Origin of the sequence: Falsibacillus pallidus (assembly GCF_003350505.1) — a bacterium.
In the GTDB taxonomy this organism is placed as follows: domain Bacteria; phylum Bacillota; class Bacilli; order Bacillales; family DSM-25281; genus Falsibacillus; species Falsibacillus pallidus.
Genome location: NZ_QQAY01000004.1, coordinates 86408 through 102871, shown reverse-complemented (window position 1 = coordinate 102871; position 16464 = coordinate 86408). Strand labels below are relative to the sequence as shown.

The 16464-nt window shown below is 40.3% G+C and carries 18 protein-coding genes; 3 read left to right on the top strand and 15 right to left on the bottom strand.

Annotation, left to right across the window (positions count from 1 at the left end; genetic code table 11):
* Positions 1-17: 17 nt before the first annotated feature.
* The 7 genes from DFR59_RS09450 to DFR59_RS09420 all read right to left on the bottom strand — a co-directional run bounded on the left by DFR59_RS09450 (position 18) and on the right by DFR59_RS09420 (position 7370).
* Positions 18-1895, bottom strand: a complete 1878-nt coding sequence (locus tag DFR59_RS09450) for an ABC-F family ATP-binding cassette domain-containing protein (RefSeq protein ID WP_114745379.1) — start codon at positions 1893-1895, stop codon at positions 18-20.
* Positions 1892-2569 (bottom strand): HD domain-containing protein, encoded by a 678-nt coding sequence (locus tag DFR59_RS09445; protein ID WP_245948434.1) that lies wholly within the window; start codon positions 2567-2569, stop codon positions 1892-1894. The genes DFR59_RS09450 and DFR59_RS09445 overlap by 4 nt, the downstream gene beginning before the upstream one ends.
* Positions 2570-2838: 269 nt before the next feature.
* Entirely contained in the window at positions 2839-3681 is an 843-nt protein-coding gene (locus DFR59_RS09440) for a DegV family protein (protein WP_114745378.1), read from the bottom strand.
* 23 nt (positions 3682-3704) lie between these two features.
* Positions 3705-4199, bottom strand: coding sequence for a hypothetical protein (locus DFR59_RS09435; RefSeq protein ID WP_114745377.1), 495 nt, complete (start codon positions 4197-4199; stop codon positions 3705-3707).
* A 59-nt stretch (positions 4200-4258) separates the two neighbouring features.
* On the bottom strand, positions 4259-5947 hold the full coding sequence (locus tag DFR59_RS09430; protein WP_114745376.1) for a formate--tetrahydrofolate ligase: 1689 nt from the start codon (positions 5945-5947) through the stop codon (positions 4259-4261).
* A gap of 36 nt (positions 5948-5983) precedes the next feature.
* The gene (locus DFR59_RS09425) at positions 5984-6679 is read right to left on the bottom strand and encodes an AIM24 family protein (protein ID WP_114745542.1); all 696 of its coding nucleotides are present in this window, start codon (positions 6677-6679) and stop codon (positions 5984-5986) included.
* 19 nt (positions 6680-6698) lie between these two features.
* Positions 6699-7370 (bottom strand): class I SAM-dependent methyltransferase, encoded by a 672-nt coding sequence (locus tag DFR59_RS09420; RefSeq protein WP_245948433.1) that lies wholly within the window; start codon positions 7368-7370, stop codon positions 6699-6701.
* A 117-nt stretch (positions 7371-7487) separates the two neighbouring features.
* Between DFR59_RS09420 and DFR59_RS09415 the strand changes: the two genes are divergently transcribed.
* The gene (locus DFR59_RS09415; protein WP_245948432.1) at positions 7488-7706 is read left to right on the top strand and encodes a DUF3892 domain-containing protein; all 219 of its coding nucleotides are present in this window, start codon (positions 7488-7490) and stop codon (positions 7704-7706) included.
* An 82-nt stretch (positions 7707-7788) separates the two neighbouring features.
* On the opposite strand, the gene mntR is transcribed toward DFR59_RS09415, so the two are convergent.
* On the bottom strand, positions 7789-8208 hold the full coding sequence (gene mntR, locus DFR59_RS09410; protein ID WP_114745374.1) for a transcriptional regulator MntR: 420 nt from the start codon (positions 8206-8208) through the stop codon (positions 7789-7791).
* Positions 8209-8494: 286 nt separating this feature from the next.
* Here mntR and cspD point away from each other — a divergent pair, with 286 nt between their 5' ends.
* Positions 8495-8695, top strand: a complete 201-nt coding sequence (cspD, locus tag DFR59_RS09405) for a cold-shock protein CspD (RefSeq protein ID WP_009791749.1) — start codon at positions 8495-8497, stop codon at positions 8693-8695.
* A 67-nt stretch (positions 8696-8762) separates the two neighbouring features.
* Here cspD and DFR59_RS09400 read toward each other — a convergent pair whose 3' ends face one another.
* Together DFR59_RS09400 and DFR59_RS09395 are read right to left on the bottom strand one after the other, a co-directional pair.
* Entirely contained in the window at positions 8763-8939 is a 177-nt protein-coding gene (locus tag DFR59_RS09400; RefSeq protein ID WP_114745373.1) for a zinc-finger domain-containing protein, read from the bottom strand.
* Between the two features lie 15 nt (positions 8940-8954).
* A complete protein-coding gene (locus DFR59_RS09395) occupies positions 8955-9665 on the bottom strand; it encodes a reverse transcriptase-like protein (RefSeq protein ID WP_245948431.1) in 711 nt (236 codons plus the stop codon).
* Positions 9666-9781: 116 nt separating this feature from the next.
* Between DFR59_RS09395 and DFR59_RS09390 the strand changes: the two genes are divergently transcribed.
* Positions 9782-10180 (top strand): reverse transcriptase-like protein, encoded by a 399-nt coding sequence (locus tag DFR59_RS09390; RefSeq protein ID WP_114745371.1) that lies wholly within the window; start codon positions 9782-9784, stop codon positions 10178-10180.
* 123 nt (positions 10181-10303) lie between these two features.
* Here the strand turns inward: DFR59_RS09390 and DFR59_RS09385 are convergent, their stop codons facing one another.
* The 5 genes from DFR59_RS09385 to DFR59_RS09365 form a co-directional block, all read right to left on the bottom strand.
* The gene (locus DFR59_RS09385) at positions 10304-10579 is read right to left on the bottom strand and encodes a DUF6123 family protein (protein WP_245948430.1); all 276 of its coding nucleotides are present in this window, start codon (positions 10577-10579) and stop codon (positions 10304-10306) included.
* A 163-nt stretch (positions 10580-10742) separates the two neighbouring features.
* The gene (locus DFR59_RS09380) at positions 10743-11642 is read right to left on the bottom strand and encodes a 5'-3' exonuclease (RefSeq protein ID WP_211318542.1); all 900 of its coding nucleotides are present in this window, start codon (positions 11640-11642) and stop codon (positions 10743-10745) included.
* Positions 11643-11680: 38 nt separating this feature from the next.
* Positions 11681-12523 (bottom strand): sulfurtransferase, encoded by an 843-nt coding sequence (locus DFR59_RS09375; RefSeq protein WP_114745370.1) that lies wholly within the window; start codon positions 12521-12523, stop codon positions 11681-11683.
* Positions 12520-12720, bottom strand: a complete 201-nt coding sequence (locus DFR59_RS09370) for a hypothetical protein (protein WP_114745369.1) — start codon at positions 12718-12720, stop codon at positions 12520-12522. Before DFR59_RS09370 ends, DFR59_RS09375 begins: the two co-directional genes overlap by 4 nt.
* A 5-nt stretch (positions 12721-12725) precedes the next feature.
* A complete protein-coding gene (locus DFR59_RS09365) occupies positions 12726-16352 on the bottom strand; it encodes a dynamin family protein (protein WP_114745368.1) in 3627 nt (1208 codons plus the stop codon).
* Between the last annotated feature and the right edge of the window lie 112 nt (positions 16353-16464).

The following is a 16464-nucleotide window of genomic DNA, read 5'->3' as shown; positions in this document are numbered from 1 at the left end:
AAAGACTTTTTTATCTGCTAATCCGCAAGCTCGGATAAATAGGACCACCGTTCAATCAGCATTTCCAGATTCTCATTATATTGTTCAATCTCTTCCATCAGGACTCTTGCTTTATCGAAGTCACTGCCGACATTTTCCAGATCATTCTGCGCGTTTTCAAGCTTCTCTTCTGCAGAAGCGATTTTTTCTTCGATTTCTTCCCATTCTTTCTTTTCCATATAGGTCATTTTCTTCTTTTTAGGAGTCTCTTCTGCGACCGTCTTCATTTTAATTGGAGCCGCCTTCTCTTTACTCTCCTGTGCTTCTTTTTCTAAATATTCACTGTATATCCCGTAAAAAGGAACTATCATTCCTTCCCCTTGAAATACAAGCAGCTGTGTTGACGTTTTATCCAAGAAATAGCGGTCATGGGAAACAGTGATGACTACACCAGGGAACTCTTCTATATAATCTTCGAGCACTGTCAGAGTCTGAGTATCCAAGTCATTTGTCGGCTCATCAAGCAGGAGCACATTCGGTTTTTGCATCAATAGCCTAAGGAGATACAGACGCCTTTTCTCTCCCCCTGAAAGCTTCCTGATAAGCGTCCCATGGGAATTCATCGGAAACAAAAACCGTTCGAGCATTTGTGCAGCTGAAACAGTTTCTCCATCTGTCGTTTCAATGACGTCCCCATATTCCCTGACATATTCAATCATTCTCATATTTTCATCCATCTCTTCATGGTTCTGTTGGAAATATGCGATTTTCACCGTCTGTCCAATTTTAATCTCCCCGCTATCGAGGACCATATTGCCGGCGATCATATTTAAAAGAGTGGACTTCCCGCTTCCATTTTTACCGACGATGCCAAAACGGTCTCCCGGTTTCACAAGCCAATCAAAATCCTTCAAGATACATTTATCTCCAAATGATTTCTGAGCATTTGAAAATTCAAGAACTTGTTTTCCAAGCCTGCTTCCTTTAAAAGACATTTCCACTTGTTCTTTAGCAGGAACGCTTCCCAATTGAGACTCAATGGATTCAAAGCGCTGTATCCGCGCCTTTTGTTTAGTCGACCTTGCTTTAGCGCCTCTTCTCATCCAGGCAAGCTCATTGCGGTAAAGATTCCTTCTTTTATCCTCCGATGCGGCCATCTGCTCTTCCCGAAGGGCTTTTGCTTCAATAAAATCCTGATAATTTCCTTTGTATTCATAAAGGGAGCCATTATCAAGTTCAAATATTTTATTTGTGACATAATCAAGAAAGTACCGGTCATGAGTAACGAGCAGCAAGGAACCGCTGTATTTTGACAGATAATCTTCCAGCCATTTTACAGATTCATAGTCGAGGTGGTTGGTAGGCTCATCCAGTATCAGGAGGTCCGGAGTCTCGATAAGCACCTGGGCAAGAGCCACCCGTTTCCTCTGACCTCCGGAAAGTTCCGCCATTTTTTGCTTGAAATCTGTTATTCCCAGCTTCATTAATATCGTTTTTGCGGCTGAATTTGCTTCCCATGCCTGATTTGCATCCATATCTTTTTGGAGCCTGAAAAGCTGCTGCTGGATCTCTTCGTTCTCAGGCTGTATTTCAAGCTTTAATAGGGTCTCCTCATATACTTTGAGAAGCCGGATGATTTTGGCTTCGCTCAGAAATACCTGATCGAGCACCGATATTTCTTCATTGACCTCAGGTTCCTGAGGAAGGTAGCCAATTGTATAATCCTTTGGAGCACTCATCTCCCCAGTATCAGGAAGGTCGATCCCAGCAATCAATTTCAAAAGACTCGACTTGCCTGTCCCATTTACCCCGATTAAACCAATTCTATTTTTTTCTGATATTGTAAATGAAATATTATTAAAGAGATCTTTTTCTCCATAAGATTTAGATAGTTGTTCAACTGAGAACATTTTCATTCATAACCATTCCATTCTTTATAAAATTGCTCTAAAAATTGTTCCATGAAATGATGGCGCTCATTAGCGATTTCTTTCGCTGTATTGGTCATCATTTTTTCTTGAAGCACTAATAGTTTTTCATAAAAATGATGTATTGAGGAAGATTTCCCTTGGCGGTACTCCTCTTTCGTCATATTCTTTCTGACATTGATGGCAGGATCATACATGGGCGATCCTTTCTTTCCACCGTATGCAAAAGTCCGGGCAATCCCTATCGCTCCGATAGCATCCAGGCGATCTGCATCCCTTACAATCATTGCTTCCACTGAATTCAATTCTGCTTCATGGCCGCCATTGAAAGAAATGCTGTAAATGATTTCAAGGATGTGCTGTTCCTGTTCTTTCTGCAAAGAACAGGAATCAATCCATTCCGAAAGGATCCTTTTCCCTTTTTCTATATCCTCATTCAGCTTCTCATCGGGAATATCATGCAAAAGAGCGGCCATCTCTATAATAAAACGATCGCCTTCGTTTTCTTGATCTGCGATGTGAAGCGCCATTTTCCTGACCCTGTCAATATGATGCCAGTCATGTCCTGATGAATCACCTTTTAGACAGCTCTTCACAAATTCCTCTGTCTTCCTGATACAATCTTTCATTATCAAACCACTTCCTTGATCATATTTTATCATGTTATCCCCTTAGCCTTTAACAACTTCATACTTTTTGACAGAACAAAAGCGCAAGCGCCTCGATCAGACCCGACCAGCATAAGACGGAACTCGAAGGAAATCCTGATTTCCGTAGAGGTACGGCTTATGACTCGAGGGGCTAGGCGCTGGAGCTGGACGTAGATTAACTTACTTTAAAGTTATCTACAAGGTAACATTTTTATAATTTCATAAACGATAAAAAAAGCCGGCATTTGCCAGCTTTTACGTTTTAAGTTGAAATAAATTGATTAACTTTCACAGAACCAGCTGATTCCTAATGTATGTTCGCCTGCATGCAGACCGATGACCGCCCCGAGTGGATGTATTGAACATTTAACAACAGGAAACATCACCTTAATATTATTCTTCCATTTTAAAGCTTCTTCATCATGGAGACCATATAAAATAAAGATTTCCTTAATAGCCCCTTTATCAGAAGAATCTTTTATATAATCCGCCATTTTTTCTAACCCTTTTTTTCCGCTCCGCACCTTTTCCTTTACAAGCAATTGTCCATCTGAAATGGAAATGATCGGCTTGATATTCATAAAGCTGCCAATGAAAAATTGAAGCCCATTCATTCGCCCGCTTCTATGAAGCTGTTCTATACTTCCGACAAGTACATAAGTTTCATTTGATTTCAATAAATCCCCTATTACTTCAACAGCTTCTTCACTCGAACCTCCGTCTGAAATAACTTTCATCCCAAGTTTGATAAGATATGAGAGCGGATATGATAAAATCTTCGAATCTATCACCTTTATGGGATGGTCAATCATATTGGCCGCCTGTACGGCAGTGGAATAGGTACCACTTAAATGTGAAGATACGTGGATGGAAATAATGGAATCATATTCGTCTTTTAGTTTTGAATATAGTTCTACAAAGGAACCGACTGATGGCTGTGAGGACTTTGGTGCATTTTTTAGTCCTTTCAGCTTTTCATAAAGTTCTACCGGTCCAAGGGTCACCCCATCAAGATATTCTTCCTCATCCAACAGAATTGTCATTGGCAGCACATACAAATCAGGATGGGATGAAAGCTCTTCATCCAAACACACTGTGCTGTCGGTCACCCAGGCAATCTTCAATCCATTTCCCCCTTGTCTATCCCCTATCTGCTAAGGGCTGTCAGTGTTTTTACTGTGTGATGTGTCATCTCCAGCAAATCATCAACCATTTCTTCTGTAATAATCCGATTAAAGGTCAAAAGGAGAGATCTGGCAGGTGGATTCAAGGAAGAAATAATGTTTTTTTCCTCGAATTCTCTATCCGTCCCCCACATTTCTTTAATCAAATTGATATTTCGGTCTGTAAGATCTACTTGGTCCCCTTTAAACTCGATCTCGGCAACTACACCTGGAGAACTGTCAGTAAGAGCCAGCAGCTCTGATGCCAATTGCTGCAACCCTGCTTCTATCCTGATGGAAGCGGTGATTCGGCATTCTTTAGAAGATAGAGAAGCCGTGACTTCATACAGTCTTGAAAGAGATGCGAGATCAATTGAGTCCTTCCGGCCAATGACCTTGATTTCCCCGCTTAAATCAAGATCATACAGCGCACCTTCAAGAACGACCTTTAAATTTTCATATGCCGTAGGATCAAACATAGCTATCTCCCCAAAGTTAATATAATCTATTTATTATTTTTGCTAATTAGAAACCTTTTTTAGAATAGACCGACAGCTCTTCCCTCATCGTCAACGTCCATGCCATTTGCTGCTGGTTTCTTTGGCAAACCTGGCATGGTCATGACATCCCCGGTCAAAGCAACGACAAATCCTGCCCCAAGCTTTGGAATTAATTCCCTGACGTGAATAGTAAATTCAGATGGCCTTCCGAGCTTATTAGGGTCATCTGACAGCGAGTACTGTGTCTTGGCCATGCATACTGGCAAATGTCCCCATCCATTTTTTTCAGCTTCCTTCAGTTGCCTGAATGCTTTTGTAGAGAATTCAACACCCTTGCCTCCATAAACTTTTTGAACGATTGCCGTTATTTTTTCTTCTAATGAATCGGAAACATCATACAGGGAGTGAAAGTTATTTTCTTGATTTTGAATCGCTTGAATAACTTTTTCCCCTAAATCCAATCCACCTTTTCCACCATGTTCCCACACCTCTGTCAAAGATGCAGATACTCCATTTTCTTCGCACCACTTCAACAGGAGAGAGACTTCCTCCTTTGTATCAGTCACGAAACGATTGACAGCCACTACAAAAGGAAGTTCGAACTGTTTAATCGTTTCAATGTGCTTCTTTAGGTTATCTAGACCCTTTTCAAGCGCCTGTACATTTTCTGTCATTAATTCTGTTTTAATGACTCCACCATGCATTTTCAACGCTCTGATTGTTGCAACGATGACAACTGCACTCGGTTTTAACCCAGCAGCCCTGGATTTGATATGCAGGAATTTTTCTGCACCTAAATCCGCCCCGAATCCAGATTCTGTAACGACGAAATCAGCCAGTTTAGCTGCTGTTTTGGTTGCCATGACGCTGTTGCAACCATGGGCAATATTTGCAAACGGTCCGCCATGGACAAGAGCAGGTGTATGCTCTACAGTCTGTACCAGGTTGGGCTTCAGTGCATCTTTTAAAAGAAGCGTCAATGCTCCTTCAACACCTAAATCTCCTACTGTCACTGGCTCTTTATCCACATTGTAGGCGACCACAATAGAAGAGATCCTTTTTTTCAAATCTTTCAGATCAACTGCAAGGCAGAGCACCGCCATGATTTCGGAAGCAACAGTAATATCAAATCCATCTTCCCTTGGAACACCTTGAACGGGCCCACCCAAGCCGATGACCACTTTTCGGAGTGCCCTATCGTTTATATCAAGCACCCTTTTCCAAATAATCCTTCTTGGATCGATTTTCAATTCATTCCCTTGATGAATATGATTATCAATCAATGCAGATAAGGCATTATTAGCCGCAGTGATGGCATGGATGTCGCCTGTAAAATGCAAGTTGATATCTTCCATGGGAAGAATCTGCGAATAGCCTCCGCCCGCAGCTCCTCCTTTGATTCCCATTGTCGGACCAAGGGAAGGCTCCCTCATCGCAATGATGGTCTTCTTCCCAAGCTGGCTCAATGCATCACCCAAACCGACTGTTACAGTGGATTTCCCTTCACCTGCCGGGGTGGGGTTGATTGAAGTCACCAAAATGATCTTTCCCTCATCTGTCTGAGGCAGATTATTGATCGCCTCATAACTGATTTTTGCTTTATATTTCCCGTACAATTCTATATCGTCTGGTCCCAATCCAATTTTCGCTGCAATAACACTGATGGGCTCCATTACCGCTTCCTGGGCAATTTGAATATCTGATTTATAAACCGGCTTTGTTTCCATGCATCCTACCTCCAGAGTATGTAAACTTCAAACTGATTAAGATTGTTGAGAATAATAGACTTCTTCAAATGGCTGTACAACGACAAATCCATGTCCTTCGAATTTCATTTGGATGGACTCTCCGCTGCCTCTTCCAAAAAATGTTTTCAATGAAATATCTGTCACAAACTCGGGGCTTAAATTACCCGACCATGCCACTGTAGCGTTTGGGTCGGTATATACCGGATTACCGGGTTCCACCAGCAATGTCAGAGGTTCATAATGAGAGGTGATGGCAACCATGCCTATCCCCTTAAGCTTCACATTAAAAAGCCCGCCGGAAATAATCCCGGCAATCCTTTTCATTAACTTGATATCCCAATCAATCGTTTCTTCAAATGCCAATAGGTCATTGCCGTTTACAAAAAGGCTTTCCCCTTGAAGATTCAAAATGGATATTTTCTTTCCTTGGTCAGCCAGATAAAGTTTTCCGCTACCGGAAGCTTTCATGAGGGTCGTCCCTTCACCCGTGAGTGCTTTTTTAAACATTTTTCCTATTCCATGTTCCAAAATGCCTTCTCGCGTAAATTTCACTTGACCCCTGTATGAAATCATTGAACCTGTCTTAGCCCAAACCTTCCCTTCAAGGTTTACTTCAAGAAAGCGGGGGGTCTCCAATTCGAATAGTCCCTGACCTTTATCCTGCTGTTCTGTAGCCTGTATGAATTCCTGAATCGAATAACGTTGATCCATCATTGTCAACCCTTCCTCTTTACGCTTTTAGCATGAATAATGTCATAAAACTCAATGCTTGCTTTAATTCGCTGGACAATTGATCTGCCATCTTTTTGTCCACTCCCCTTTTCAGGACATGCCGTTCAGCGATTTTTTCCCATCCTGCCAGTTCCGCCAGTTTTTCGAATTCCCATGGCATCATCGTATTGCAGATAACTTGTTGTCCGGTCAATCTGGCAAAGCTGTTGATTCTCGGCTGGGCTGTCGGACCAAGGATTCCAAATAATGCATATCCACCTTTTTTAACACTTTGAAGTATGTCCTTCAACACCTTGAAAGGATCTTCTGTCCATTCCAATGAGTTGATTGCCATAACACCGGAAAGTTCATTTTCCTGAAACGGGATTCGATTTAAATCACCCACTATGAAATCGAGTCTTTCACTTTTGTAAGCGTTGGACATTTCAACCATCCTTGGCGAAATATCCATCCCTGTTACACGATAGCCCTCTTTTGATAATAAGAAAGCACCGCAGCCATCACCACACCCGAGATCACCAATTTCACCATCTAATGGAACATATTCTTTAAAGAAAGGGACGATGTCCTTCCTGCTCCCGGTTTCCCACATCTCTTTACTGTTTGCATGCCAGAAATCAGCTCTATCATCCCAATCCTTTTCTGCTTTTTCATGCCAATTATATGCCACTCCATCCACTCCTCTAAATCTATTTCCTTCTTTATATATTATGGATAAACCTAAAAACTCCTGCCAATATTAAGATTATGCTAATCGGGCATACTTTTTAAAAAAAGGAGGATGTTTATGGAATCGATTGTAAAGGTGCAGCGTAATCACAATGGGAAGATCATAAGTTTTGAGACAAATACCGGAAGAATCATTTCCTACCAAAAGGCACTTGCTGAAGCTGAGGACGGAATCATTTCCAACGTTGAAATTCAAGGGGACTCTGATGGGTTTTCTTTTTTATCACACACGGATTCAGAAGATCCCGGCTTCAACCTATTTCCCCCGATTTATTGACAGAAAAATTCATGAAGTATTAAAAAATCCATCCTTCATAAAACAAGGATGGATTTTATTAGTTTGCGGTATCAATACAATTTTATTCGTCGCTTTTGTCTTGTAGAGATTTAAGATTTTCAATCCTCACTGGTTCTTCTTCAAAATACTGAACAAGGTCACCAATGCGGTCAATTGAATCCCAGCTTAAATGATGCTCAATCCCTTCAACATCTTCATAAATATGCTCTTCTTTTACGCCAATCATCTTCAAAAACTGTTCAAGAAGTTCGTGGCGGTAAACCAATCGTTTCCCGATTTTCTTCCCTTTAGGGGTCAAAATCAACCCTCTATACTTTTCATAAATTAAATAATCGTCCTTATCTAGCTTTTGAACCATTTTAGTAACTGAGGAGGGATGGACGGAAAGGGCATCTGCTATATCCGAAACACGGGCATAGCCTTTATTTTCAATCAACAAATATATTTGTTCTATGTAATCTTCCATACTGGGTGTCGGCATCCCATATCCTCCAATACACAACATTTTAACCAATCATTAAAAGTTTACTATAGTTCCGGTCATTTAACAAGCAAAGCAAGTGATTACAGCCCGGTATGCCGCTCATATTAAAAAAGTTGAAAATTTCAACTACTCCGTCTTCAGCTTCTTGACTAACGATTATTGATGTTGTATATTTAAGTCATCATTTAGTATACTTTTATTTACATACATAAAAGCTATATATAAATGATAATATTTTTGAAAGCATCTCAAGATGCTTGTGTACATTTAGGAGGATTTAAGCATGCAAAACGGTAAAGTAAAATGGTTTAACAACGAAAAAGGTTTTGGATTCATCGAAGTTGAAGGCGGAGACGATGTATTCGTACATTTCACAGCTATTCAAGGCGACGGCTTCAAATCATTAGAAGAAGGCCAAGAAGTTTCTTTTGAAATCGTTGAAGGAAACCGTGGACCACAAGCTGCTAACGTTGTAAAATTATAATTCCTGAAAAAAATATAAAGGCTGACATTTTGTCAGCCTTTTTTTGTTATTCTTTTTTTGCCTCTACTCAAGACAGCTTCTTGCCGTATTCTTTTAATTTTTGGCCAACTGTACACTTTTGAATACAAAATTTATGTGCATTCGTTTTACCAAACTCCTTGCGATGATAGGCTTTTAAAAAGCAATCTTCACAATAAGTTGCAAGGATCTCTTCCAATTCTGCGTATAATTCTTGTCTATTCAAAACTTGCCATCCCTTTCAATCCTCATCACTTTTATTGATCATTCCATTACTATGAACTTTTATACCATCCAATGCCTGCTGTGCAAGCTTATCTGCCTCTTTATTATGATTCCTCGAAATGACTTCCACGTTGGCTTTTATTCGGAGCCGCTTCATTTTTTCTTCGATTTTATCAAGCCATTTATTAAACACCTCATCAAAACAAGGCCATTCTCCGGTCAGTTGATTCAATACCACTTGGGAATCCCCTTTAAACGTACAAGGGATTGATGAAACCCCAAGTTCCTCAAGGATATTCAATGAGGTATATAGAGCAGCATATTCAGCTTCATTGTTGGACTCAAGCTGGAGAAGTCTTTCATTTTCCCGTACCCTCCATTGCTCTTTTCCTTTTTTATAATAAACAGCCACTCCAACCCCTGAAATCCCATCGTCTTTTTTAAACCCACCATCAAAATAGACAATTACATCATGGGGTTCCTGCTCAACTTTTTGTTGAAGTTTTAGAAATTCTTTTTGATTCCATTTGCTCCCCATTTCATCTTCGATGGAAAGTTCTGCGACACGCCCTGTTTTGATTAAATCATTAATGATCACTTCTACTTTATCGAAGGGAATCCAATCTGACTGAAATTCAGCAGGATAGACACCTTTATACTTCCAATTTATTTTTGCCTGCATATTCATCTCCCCTTCAAATAGGATGGGATGCGGTTGTACAAACATGGCACCCCCGCTATAATTATTAAGTATTTATAATCTTATCGAATTTCAATTCGTTTATCTATTTTCTCACATTTTTTTAAAAAAATCCTTCATTGAATTGAAAGGCGGCGTAAGGAATGGTTGAAGTATATATAGATGGTGCAAGCGCAGGGGATCCCGGTCCTAGCGGGGCGGGAGTATTCATAAATAATAATGGATCCGTTGAAAGATATACGTTTCCTCTCGGGAAAATGAACAATCATGAAGCTGAATTTGTTTCCTTCTTAAAGGCAATGGAGATTTGCGTTGAGAAAGGTTATCGAATCGTTTCAGTCCGGACTGACTCAAAAGCAGTAGTGGGGGCGGTTGAGAAAGAATTCGTCAAAAAAGAAAAATACCGGGTCATCTTTGAAAAGGGATTGGAGCTTTCAAAGCAGCTGGACCTCTTTTTTATCAAATGGATTCCGAGCAAGGAGAATCGGGCAGATGAACTTGCAAGAAGAGCGATCCGCGAGAATGGAGAAATGAACGAATGACAAGGAAATGGGTATATGACCTTCTTTTAATATTTGTTGCGTTTGTGTGTGGAACAACATTTGTCATTGTTTAAAATGCAAATGCCAAAAAAACAGGTGCATCTAAAATCTATGCACCTGTTTTTAAGCAAGCAGCCCAATATCCTTTACAAATTGTAAAGCTTTATGGCGGGAATTGATTTCATTTTCTTTCAATGTTTCAAGGAGCGAAATGTAAAAGCTCCCGTCAAATGTTTTCTGCGTCTTTAAAGTTATTTCAATGGCAAATTTTACGAGTTGATCGGATGCATCGGTAGAGCGCTGGCCGAAATATATGAATCCGATTGCATCTTGTTCAAATTTAAAGCCTCTACCTTTCATATCAAGCAGAAATTCCCCTAAAGAAAGATCCTTTTTCACTTTACTCTCCCCATCCTTACCTATTTCTGCTCTTTAATCTTACCTTAAATCCGTTTCTTTTGTCATCCCTTTTCGACACCGAATGACAACGATAAGCTTTTCAACCTTCAATGATAAAAAGCTTGGGGGACTACCCCCAAGCTTTGATTATAATGGCGTTTGACTATCCAATATATTCCTCTAAGCCATGATTTTGCACTAAATATCTTCCCAATGATCTTAATTCTAGAGAGTTGACTATTTCAACACAGCTTTGAGGCACTTTGCTCCATTCAGCCAGCCCATGTTCAAAATCAATCGGCACTTCGCAGTGGATTTCAGCCAGTCTCCTTGAAAGATGAAGCATTTCCAGATCACCTTCAATTTTTTTGCGCTGTCCTGGAGTTAATTTATCAAGATTCTCTAATACTCCTTCAATAGAGGAATGTTCCTGTATCAGCTTCAATGCAGTCTTCTCTCCGATTCCTTTGACCCCGGGATAACCATCACTGGAATCTCCCATCAAAGCTTTTACATCGATAAACTGCCTCGGTGTGATGCCCTTCTCTTCGAAGAAACCATTTTTTGTGTACCATTGATAATTCCCGAATCCTTTTTGCAGGATAAGGACTTCAATGTGATCATCCAATAATTGAAGCAAATCTTTATCACCTGTCAAGATAGTGACTTTTGTGGAAGGGTCTACAGACTTTGCAATGGTTCCGATGCAATCGTCCGCTTCATACCCGGCCAGTCCGATATTGGGCAGCTGGAATCCGGAGACGACTTCTTTTGCCAAATCAAATTGCGGCAGCATCTCAACTGGGGGAGCTTCGCGATTAGATTTGTAATCCACAAATAATTCGTTGCGGAAGGTTTTGCTTCCCATATCCCAGCAGACAGCTGCGTGAGTGGGCTTTACTGCATTCACTGCAGTCAACAGATGCTTCATTAGGCCTTGGACAGCATTAGTAGGAGTTCCGTTCGAATTAATCATATATTGTCCAGTCACCGCTGTTGCGTAAAAGGAACGGAATAATAAAGCCATTCCATCAATTAATAGCAGATTTTGCTGACGATCCAAAATTATCACTCCTTCGGTCAAACATTATAACACGTTCATCATTTCTTGCTTATATTTTCTACAGGATTTTCAGGATAAGATACCCAGTCACTGTAGCTTCCGGCATATAGCTTCACATTTTTGTAACCCGCCTCCAAAAGGGAAAGCACATTCGGAGTTGCAGTGACACCGGATCCGCAATAAACAATAAGGGGATCTTCTTTTTGGAACTCTGAAAATCTTTCTATCTGATCTTCAATCGTCTTCCATTTCCCATCCTCGAATCCTTCTGACCAGTCTTTATTCACAGCACCAGGTATATGCCCTGCAATTTTATCGATTGGCTCCTCTTTCCCTATGTATCGAGAATAGGACCTCGAATCAATCAATATCGCGTTCTTTTTGCCTTCAGATACTTCTTTGACTTCCTCGCAGCCTGCGAGCATATCATTTTTGATGTGAAGTTCATAATTTCTGGGCTCATAGGAGGGAATTTCTTTGTCTATCGGAAGGTCCTCATCAAGCCACAATTGATATCCTCCATTTAGAATGAAGGCTTCTTTATGGCCTGCGTACTTCAAAAGCCACCAGCACCGTCCAGCAAAAGCGCCATCTCCTCCGTCATAAATGACTACTTTCATATCAGGATCAATCCCCGCCTTCTCAAGCGTTGATTTAAATCCCTCCATGTGGGGCAGTGGATGTCTCCCTCCATGTTCCCTTACCGGAGAAGACAAATCCTTTTCCAAATCCAAATAGATTGAACCTGGAATATGGCCTTTTTGATATTCCTCCCTGCCCTTTTCTGGACTCCCTAGATAAAAGCGACAGTCGATCAGTCTGAATTCTTCCCCTTTTTGCATCATCTTCTGCAATTCTTCTAACTCAATGATGTATTTCAAAGTTCTGCCTCCTTCGAACGTTTGATCATCAAATCCTTCACTTTCTTTTTTGGATCCCAGCAGTTAAATACGTAATCTGGCTTCGTTTCATATCCAAGTCTTTTGCAGTAATATTTCATATGGCCGTTAACCTTGGAAGCTTCAAAATGGATGCAGGATGCGCAGACATGATAAGGATTTTTTCCGTGTGCCCGCATCCTTATCAAATCCTTTTCTCTAGAGCCGTCCTGATTTCTTTCCACTCACTTACATCTACATCCTGGCTCAAGACTTCTTCCCATGCCGTGTATTGGTCATGACAGTCCTCTTTTACGGAATCCAAAAGAATGTTGAATTGCTGATTAATATAGTCGCCAAATGATTGTTCCATTTTTATCTTTTGTTCATCCAAGTAGTTTTGAGCAGCAGGTTTTAACAAACCTTCCAATTCTTCCTGCATAGCTTTTTTCTCATTCTTCTCAAAGAATGATTTTGGGTTTTTAAAATATTTAAAGGATTTTTCCAAGTAGGCAAGATCGTCGCCCTTGAAGGCATCTTCGAACGTCATGCTTGCCTTATCCGCTGGCTGATATTGATTGAAAACCAATTCATTATTGATCCTTTTTGTCTTATGCTGCAGATCATCAAACTGTCCGATCAGCCATTTTTTTGCTTTATTTTCAAGTCTAAGAGCAGTGGCCCTCATTTCCTGAGAAAAATCGAATCCTAATGTGGAAACTAAATCATTCAGAGCGGTTTCAAGCAATTTTCTATCATTTTTTTGAAGGAGTGCGGGATTAAATGACTCCTTGAAGAAATCTGAAAATCTGAAAAATACTCTTTGATGAACATAATGCAAGAGTTCGGATATCTCTTGTTCAAGCCTTAGGAGGATATCATTGCTGTCTGCCGCAGAAAAAACATCCATTAAAGCAGCGAGACTTTCCTTCAACGCTCTCTTATTCATTTCTTTTTCTTCAATGGATTTTTCGGAGCTAAGGATGATCTGATTAACTCTCTCTGCCACCTTTTCTAATTCTCTATTGGCTGAATCAATGGCCATGGCTGTTAAATCATGTTCAAGGAAGGATTCAAAAGCCCTGCTGAATTGTTGAATCTTTGATTGCTCAATGCTGCTTTCCTGCAAGGCAAGCAGGCTTGAGACCCCATATAGTCTTGGATTCCTTATTCCATAGGTAAGAAGTTGATCATTTACATAGTTTAACACTTCTTCTTTTTCATCTTCTGACTCTGCCAGATCTATGGCATTCACAATAAAGAACATTTTATCAAGTTCAAAAGCATCCTTAACACGACCAAGTTGAATCAAGAATTCCCTGTCAGCTTTTGAAAATGCATGATTGTAATAGGTGACAAAAAGGATTGCGTCCGAGTTTTTAATATATTCGAATGAAACCCCGGTATGGCGTGCATTGATCGAATCTGCCCCTGGTGTATCCACCAAAGTGATCCCCATTCGGGTTAATGGGGAATCATAGTGCAAATCAATGGATTCGACGAAACATGACTGGCGTTCATTGGCTACAAACCCTTTAAAATCGTCCATATCCACTGATAATATTTCACCAAGACGGCCGCCATACTGCCCATATCCTTTTTGGAAAGCATCTAAAAATGAAAGATGTACTTTTTCTTTCCCTTCCCCATTATTCCCTTTAAGAATGGATGGGATTTTTTCCACCGCTTCATCCAATGTGGAGCATGCCGAACCAAACATTTTCAGTGACTGTTGAATATCTGCGAGCATATTCTCCTTCGATTTGAAATGGACTACAGCTGTCCCGTGTACATATTCTTCTGTCGGCGGGCATATTCGGTTAATAGAAGCGGTAGTCGGATTAGGTGAGACAGGAAGAACTTTTTCACCTAATAGCGCATTAGCAAACGAAGATTTCCCTGCACTGAATGCCCCGAATAATGAAATGGTAAAGGCACGATTGCCAAGCCTATCCGCTTTCTCCATCAATAATCGCGCGGTCTTATCAAAGCCGACCTTCCCTTTGACCGCTGCTGCAGCCCTTCTTAATTTATCTGCCATTTCAGAAACAGAAATGTTATGAGATGATGCTGCAGGTGCATTCCCTTCATCATCCTGAACGGCTTTTCCGTCTCCGGCGTCAAAGGTATCCTCTTCCAAATCATTGTCAGGATTGTAAACCTCAACATTAGAATGAGAATTTTCCAATTCCGAAATATACATTTGAATTTCACTGTCATTGGGTTCAATGCTTTGATTGAAAAAGGCGGTTTTCTCAGCCGTTTGTTCACTGACTTTCATCATCTTCCTAACCGCATCTGCCTTTTCCTTTATTCCTTCCAGCTCTAAAGAAATCCTGTCTTCCTCAGCCCTGCCAAGATCTGAAATAGCTTCTCTATACTTCTCAATCAGATTTACCGAAGCCTCTTTTGCTTTCTTCTTCAGTGCATCTGCAATATCGTTCGTATAGTTCAGGACATAATCCCCTGTTGCTCCTGCCCCTTTTTTCACCATATCCTTCAGCAGTTGTTCGTCAAATGAGACTTCAATTTTCTGTGCCTGCTGCAAAATGCTTGGGACATCCAAAGCCAGTTCATTATATTGATCAGTGAACAATTGTCTCAGATGCCATTCCAACTGTGATTGAACCTGCACTTTCAAGCTCTCATAGAAAGCAGAAAGCCTCGCTTTTCTTTCATCTTCTGTCTTTTTCTTCCCAAAAAGGAAGCCTACTTTAAAATCAGATTGGATAGATTGCAAGTATGCTTCAGCAAAACTCCGCGTTTCAAATGGAAGCAAGTAAGCATTTTTAAGAAGAACATCGATCTCCTTCCCAATCGATCCTTTCCAGTTTTCCTGATTGTCTTTTATTTGAGCTAGTTCAGCCTCTAACCGCCCTTCTTTCTCAAGCATTGTTAAGTAATCTGTTTCAGGAATGGAATCGAGTATTTCCTTAAGAGGAGACAACCTTGATTCTTCCTCCGATTTCAGCCATGCTTCATGTTCTTCTTTCAGACGGCTTATAGCTGCTACGGCTGAGCGGTGCACAAATGCATCTTTTTCCTTCATTTTCTCAGAAATTAGGGATTGAACCTCTTTAAATTGATTAAATAGAACCTGGGCATCTTTCGTTGAAGTAAAAAAGATTCCTTTAGGGTGTACATTCCAAGATTCAAATGAGCGGATGACAGATTCCTTGAAATCATGGAAATCTAGCTCTTCGTCCCGATGTTTATCGATTTGATTGACAATCAGGTAAAGCTCTGTCCCGTGTTTCAATAATTCCTTTGTATAAACAAAGTTCAGTTCTGACTGAACATGGTTATAATCCATTACATAAAAAACGATATCTGCTAAATGGATGGCAGATTCTGTGGATAATCGATGGGCATCATCAGTCGAATCGACTCCTGGTGTATCCATGACTGTGACACCTTTAGGTATCCTGCTATCGTTCTTCTCAATTTCAATGGATTGAACATCTTCTCCATTTTTACAGAATTCCTTTATCTTTTTGAAATCATATGGTGATGGAAACAAAAGTGGGGCCCTGTAGCGATAATGCACCATTGCATAATCTTCAGAACCGCTTCTGATTTTCACTAGATTAGCGCTTGTAGGAATCGGACTGGATGGAAGGACCTGTTCCCCAAGCAGCTTATTGATCATAGTTGATTTACCGGCAGAAAAATGGCCGGTAAAAGCGGCAATGAACTCACCTTTGAATATCTTTTGTGACAATAAAAGGGCTTTTTCTGCTCTTTCAATATCCCCATTTTGATTGAATTTTTTATTTAAGACATATACTTCTGACAGCAGCGTCTCTGTTTGGACTTTCGATGCATTCTCCATGACAATAATTGCTCCCTGTAAATTAGTTTACTTTTTTTGATAACGCTTTTATTGTAACGGATTTTTTCATGTATTCCTATTAAATGCACAAAAAATAAAAACGTTCACTTTA

Excerpts from the sequence above, each read along its gene's own strand:
- DFR59_RS09395 (WP_245948431.1), bottom strand. The coding sequence starts at position 9,665 with ATGTTTGTACAACCGCATCCCATCCTATTTGAAGGGGAGATGAATATG.
- DFR59_RS09425 (WP_114745542.1), bottom strand. The coding sequence starts at position 6,679 with ATGGATCAACGTTATTCGATTCAGGAATTCATACAGGCTACAGAACAG.
- cspD (WP_009791749.1), top strand. The coding sequence starts at position 8,495 with ATGCAAAACGGTAAAGTAAAATGGTTTAACAACGAAAAAGGTTTTGGA.
- DFR59_RS09450 (WP_114745379.1), bottom strand. The coding sequence starts at position 1,895 with ATGAAAATGTTCTCAGTTGAACAACTATCTAAATCTTATGGAGAAAAA.
- DFR59_RS09415 (WP_245948432.1), top strand. The coding sequence starts at position 7,488 with ATGGAATCGATTGTAAAGGTGCAGCGTAATCACAATGGGAAGATCATA.
- DFR59_RS09365 (WP_114745368.1), bottom strand. The coding sequence starts at position 16,352 with ATGGAGAATGCATCGAAAGTCCAAACAGAGACGCTGCTGTCAGAAGTA.
- DFR59_RS09430 (WP_114745376.1), bottom strand. The coding sequence starts at position 5,947 with ATGGAAACAAAGCCGGTTTATAAATCAGATATTCAAATTGCCCAGGAA.
- mntR (WP_114745374.1), bottom strand. The coding sequence starts at position 8,208 with ATGCCGACACCCAGTATGGAAGATTACATAGAACAAATATATTTGTTG.
- DFR59_RS09445 (WP_245948434.1), bottom strand. The coding sequence starts at position 2,569 with ATGATAAAATATGATCAAGGAAGTGGTTTGATAATGAAAGATTGTATC.
- DFR59_RS09370 (WP_114745369.1), bottom strand. The coding sequence starts at position 12,720 with ATGCGGGCACACGGAAAAAATCCTTATCATGTCTGCGCATCCTGCATC.
- DFR59_RS09390 (WP_114745371.1), top strand. The coding sequence starts at position 9,782 with ATGGTTGAAGTATATATAGATGGTGCAAGCGCAGGGGATCCCGGTCCT.
- DFR59_RS09435 (WP_114745377.1), bottom strand. The coding sequence starts at position 4,199 with ATGTTTGATCCTACGGCATATGAAAATTTAAAGGTCGTTCTTGAAGGT.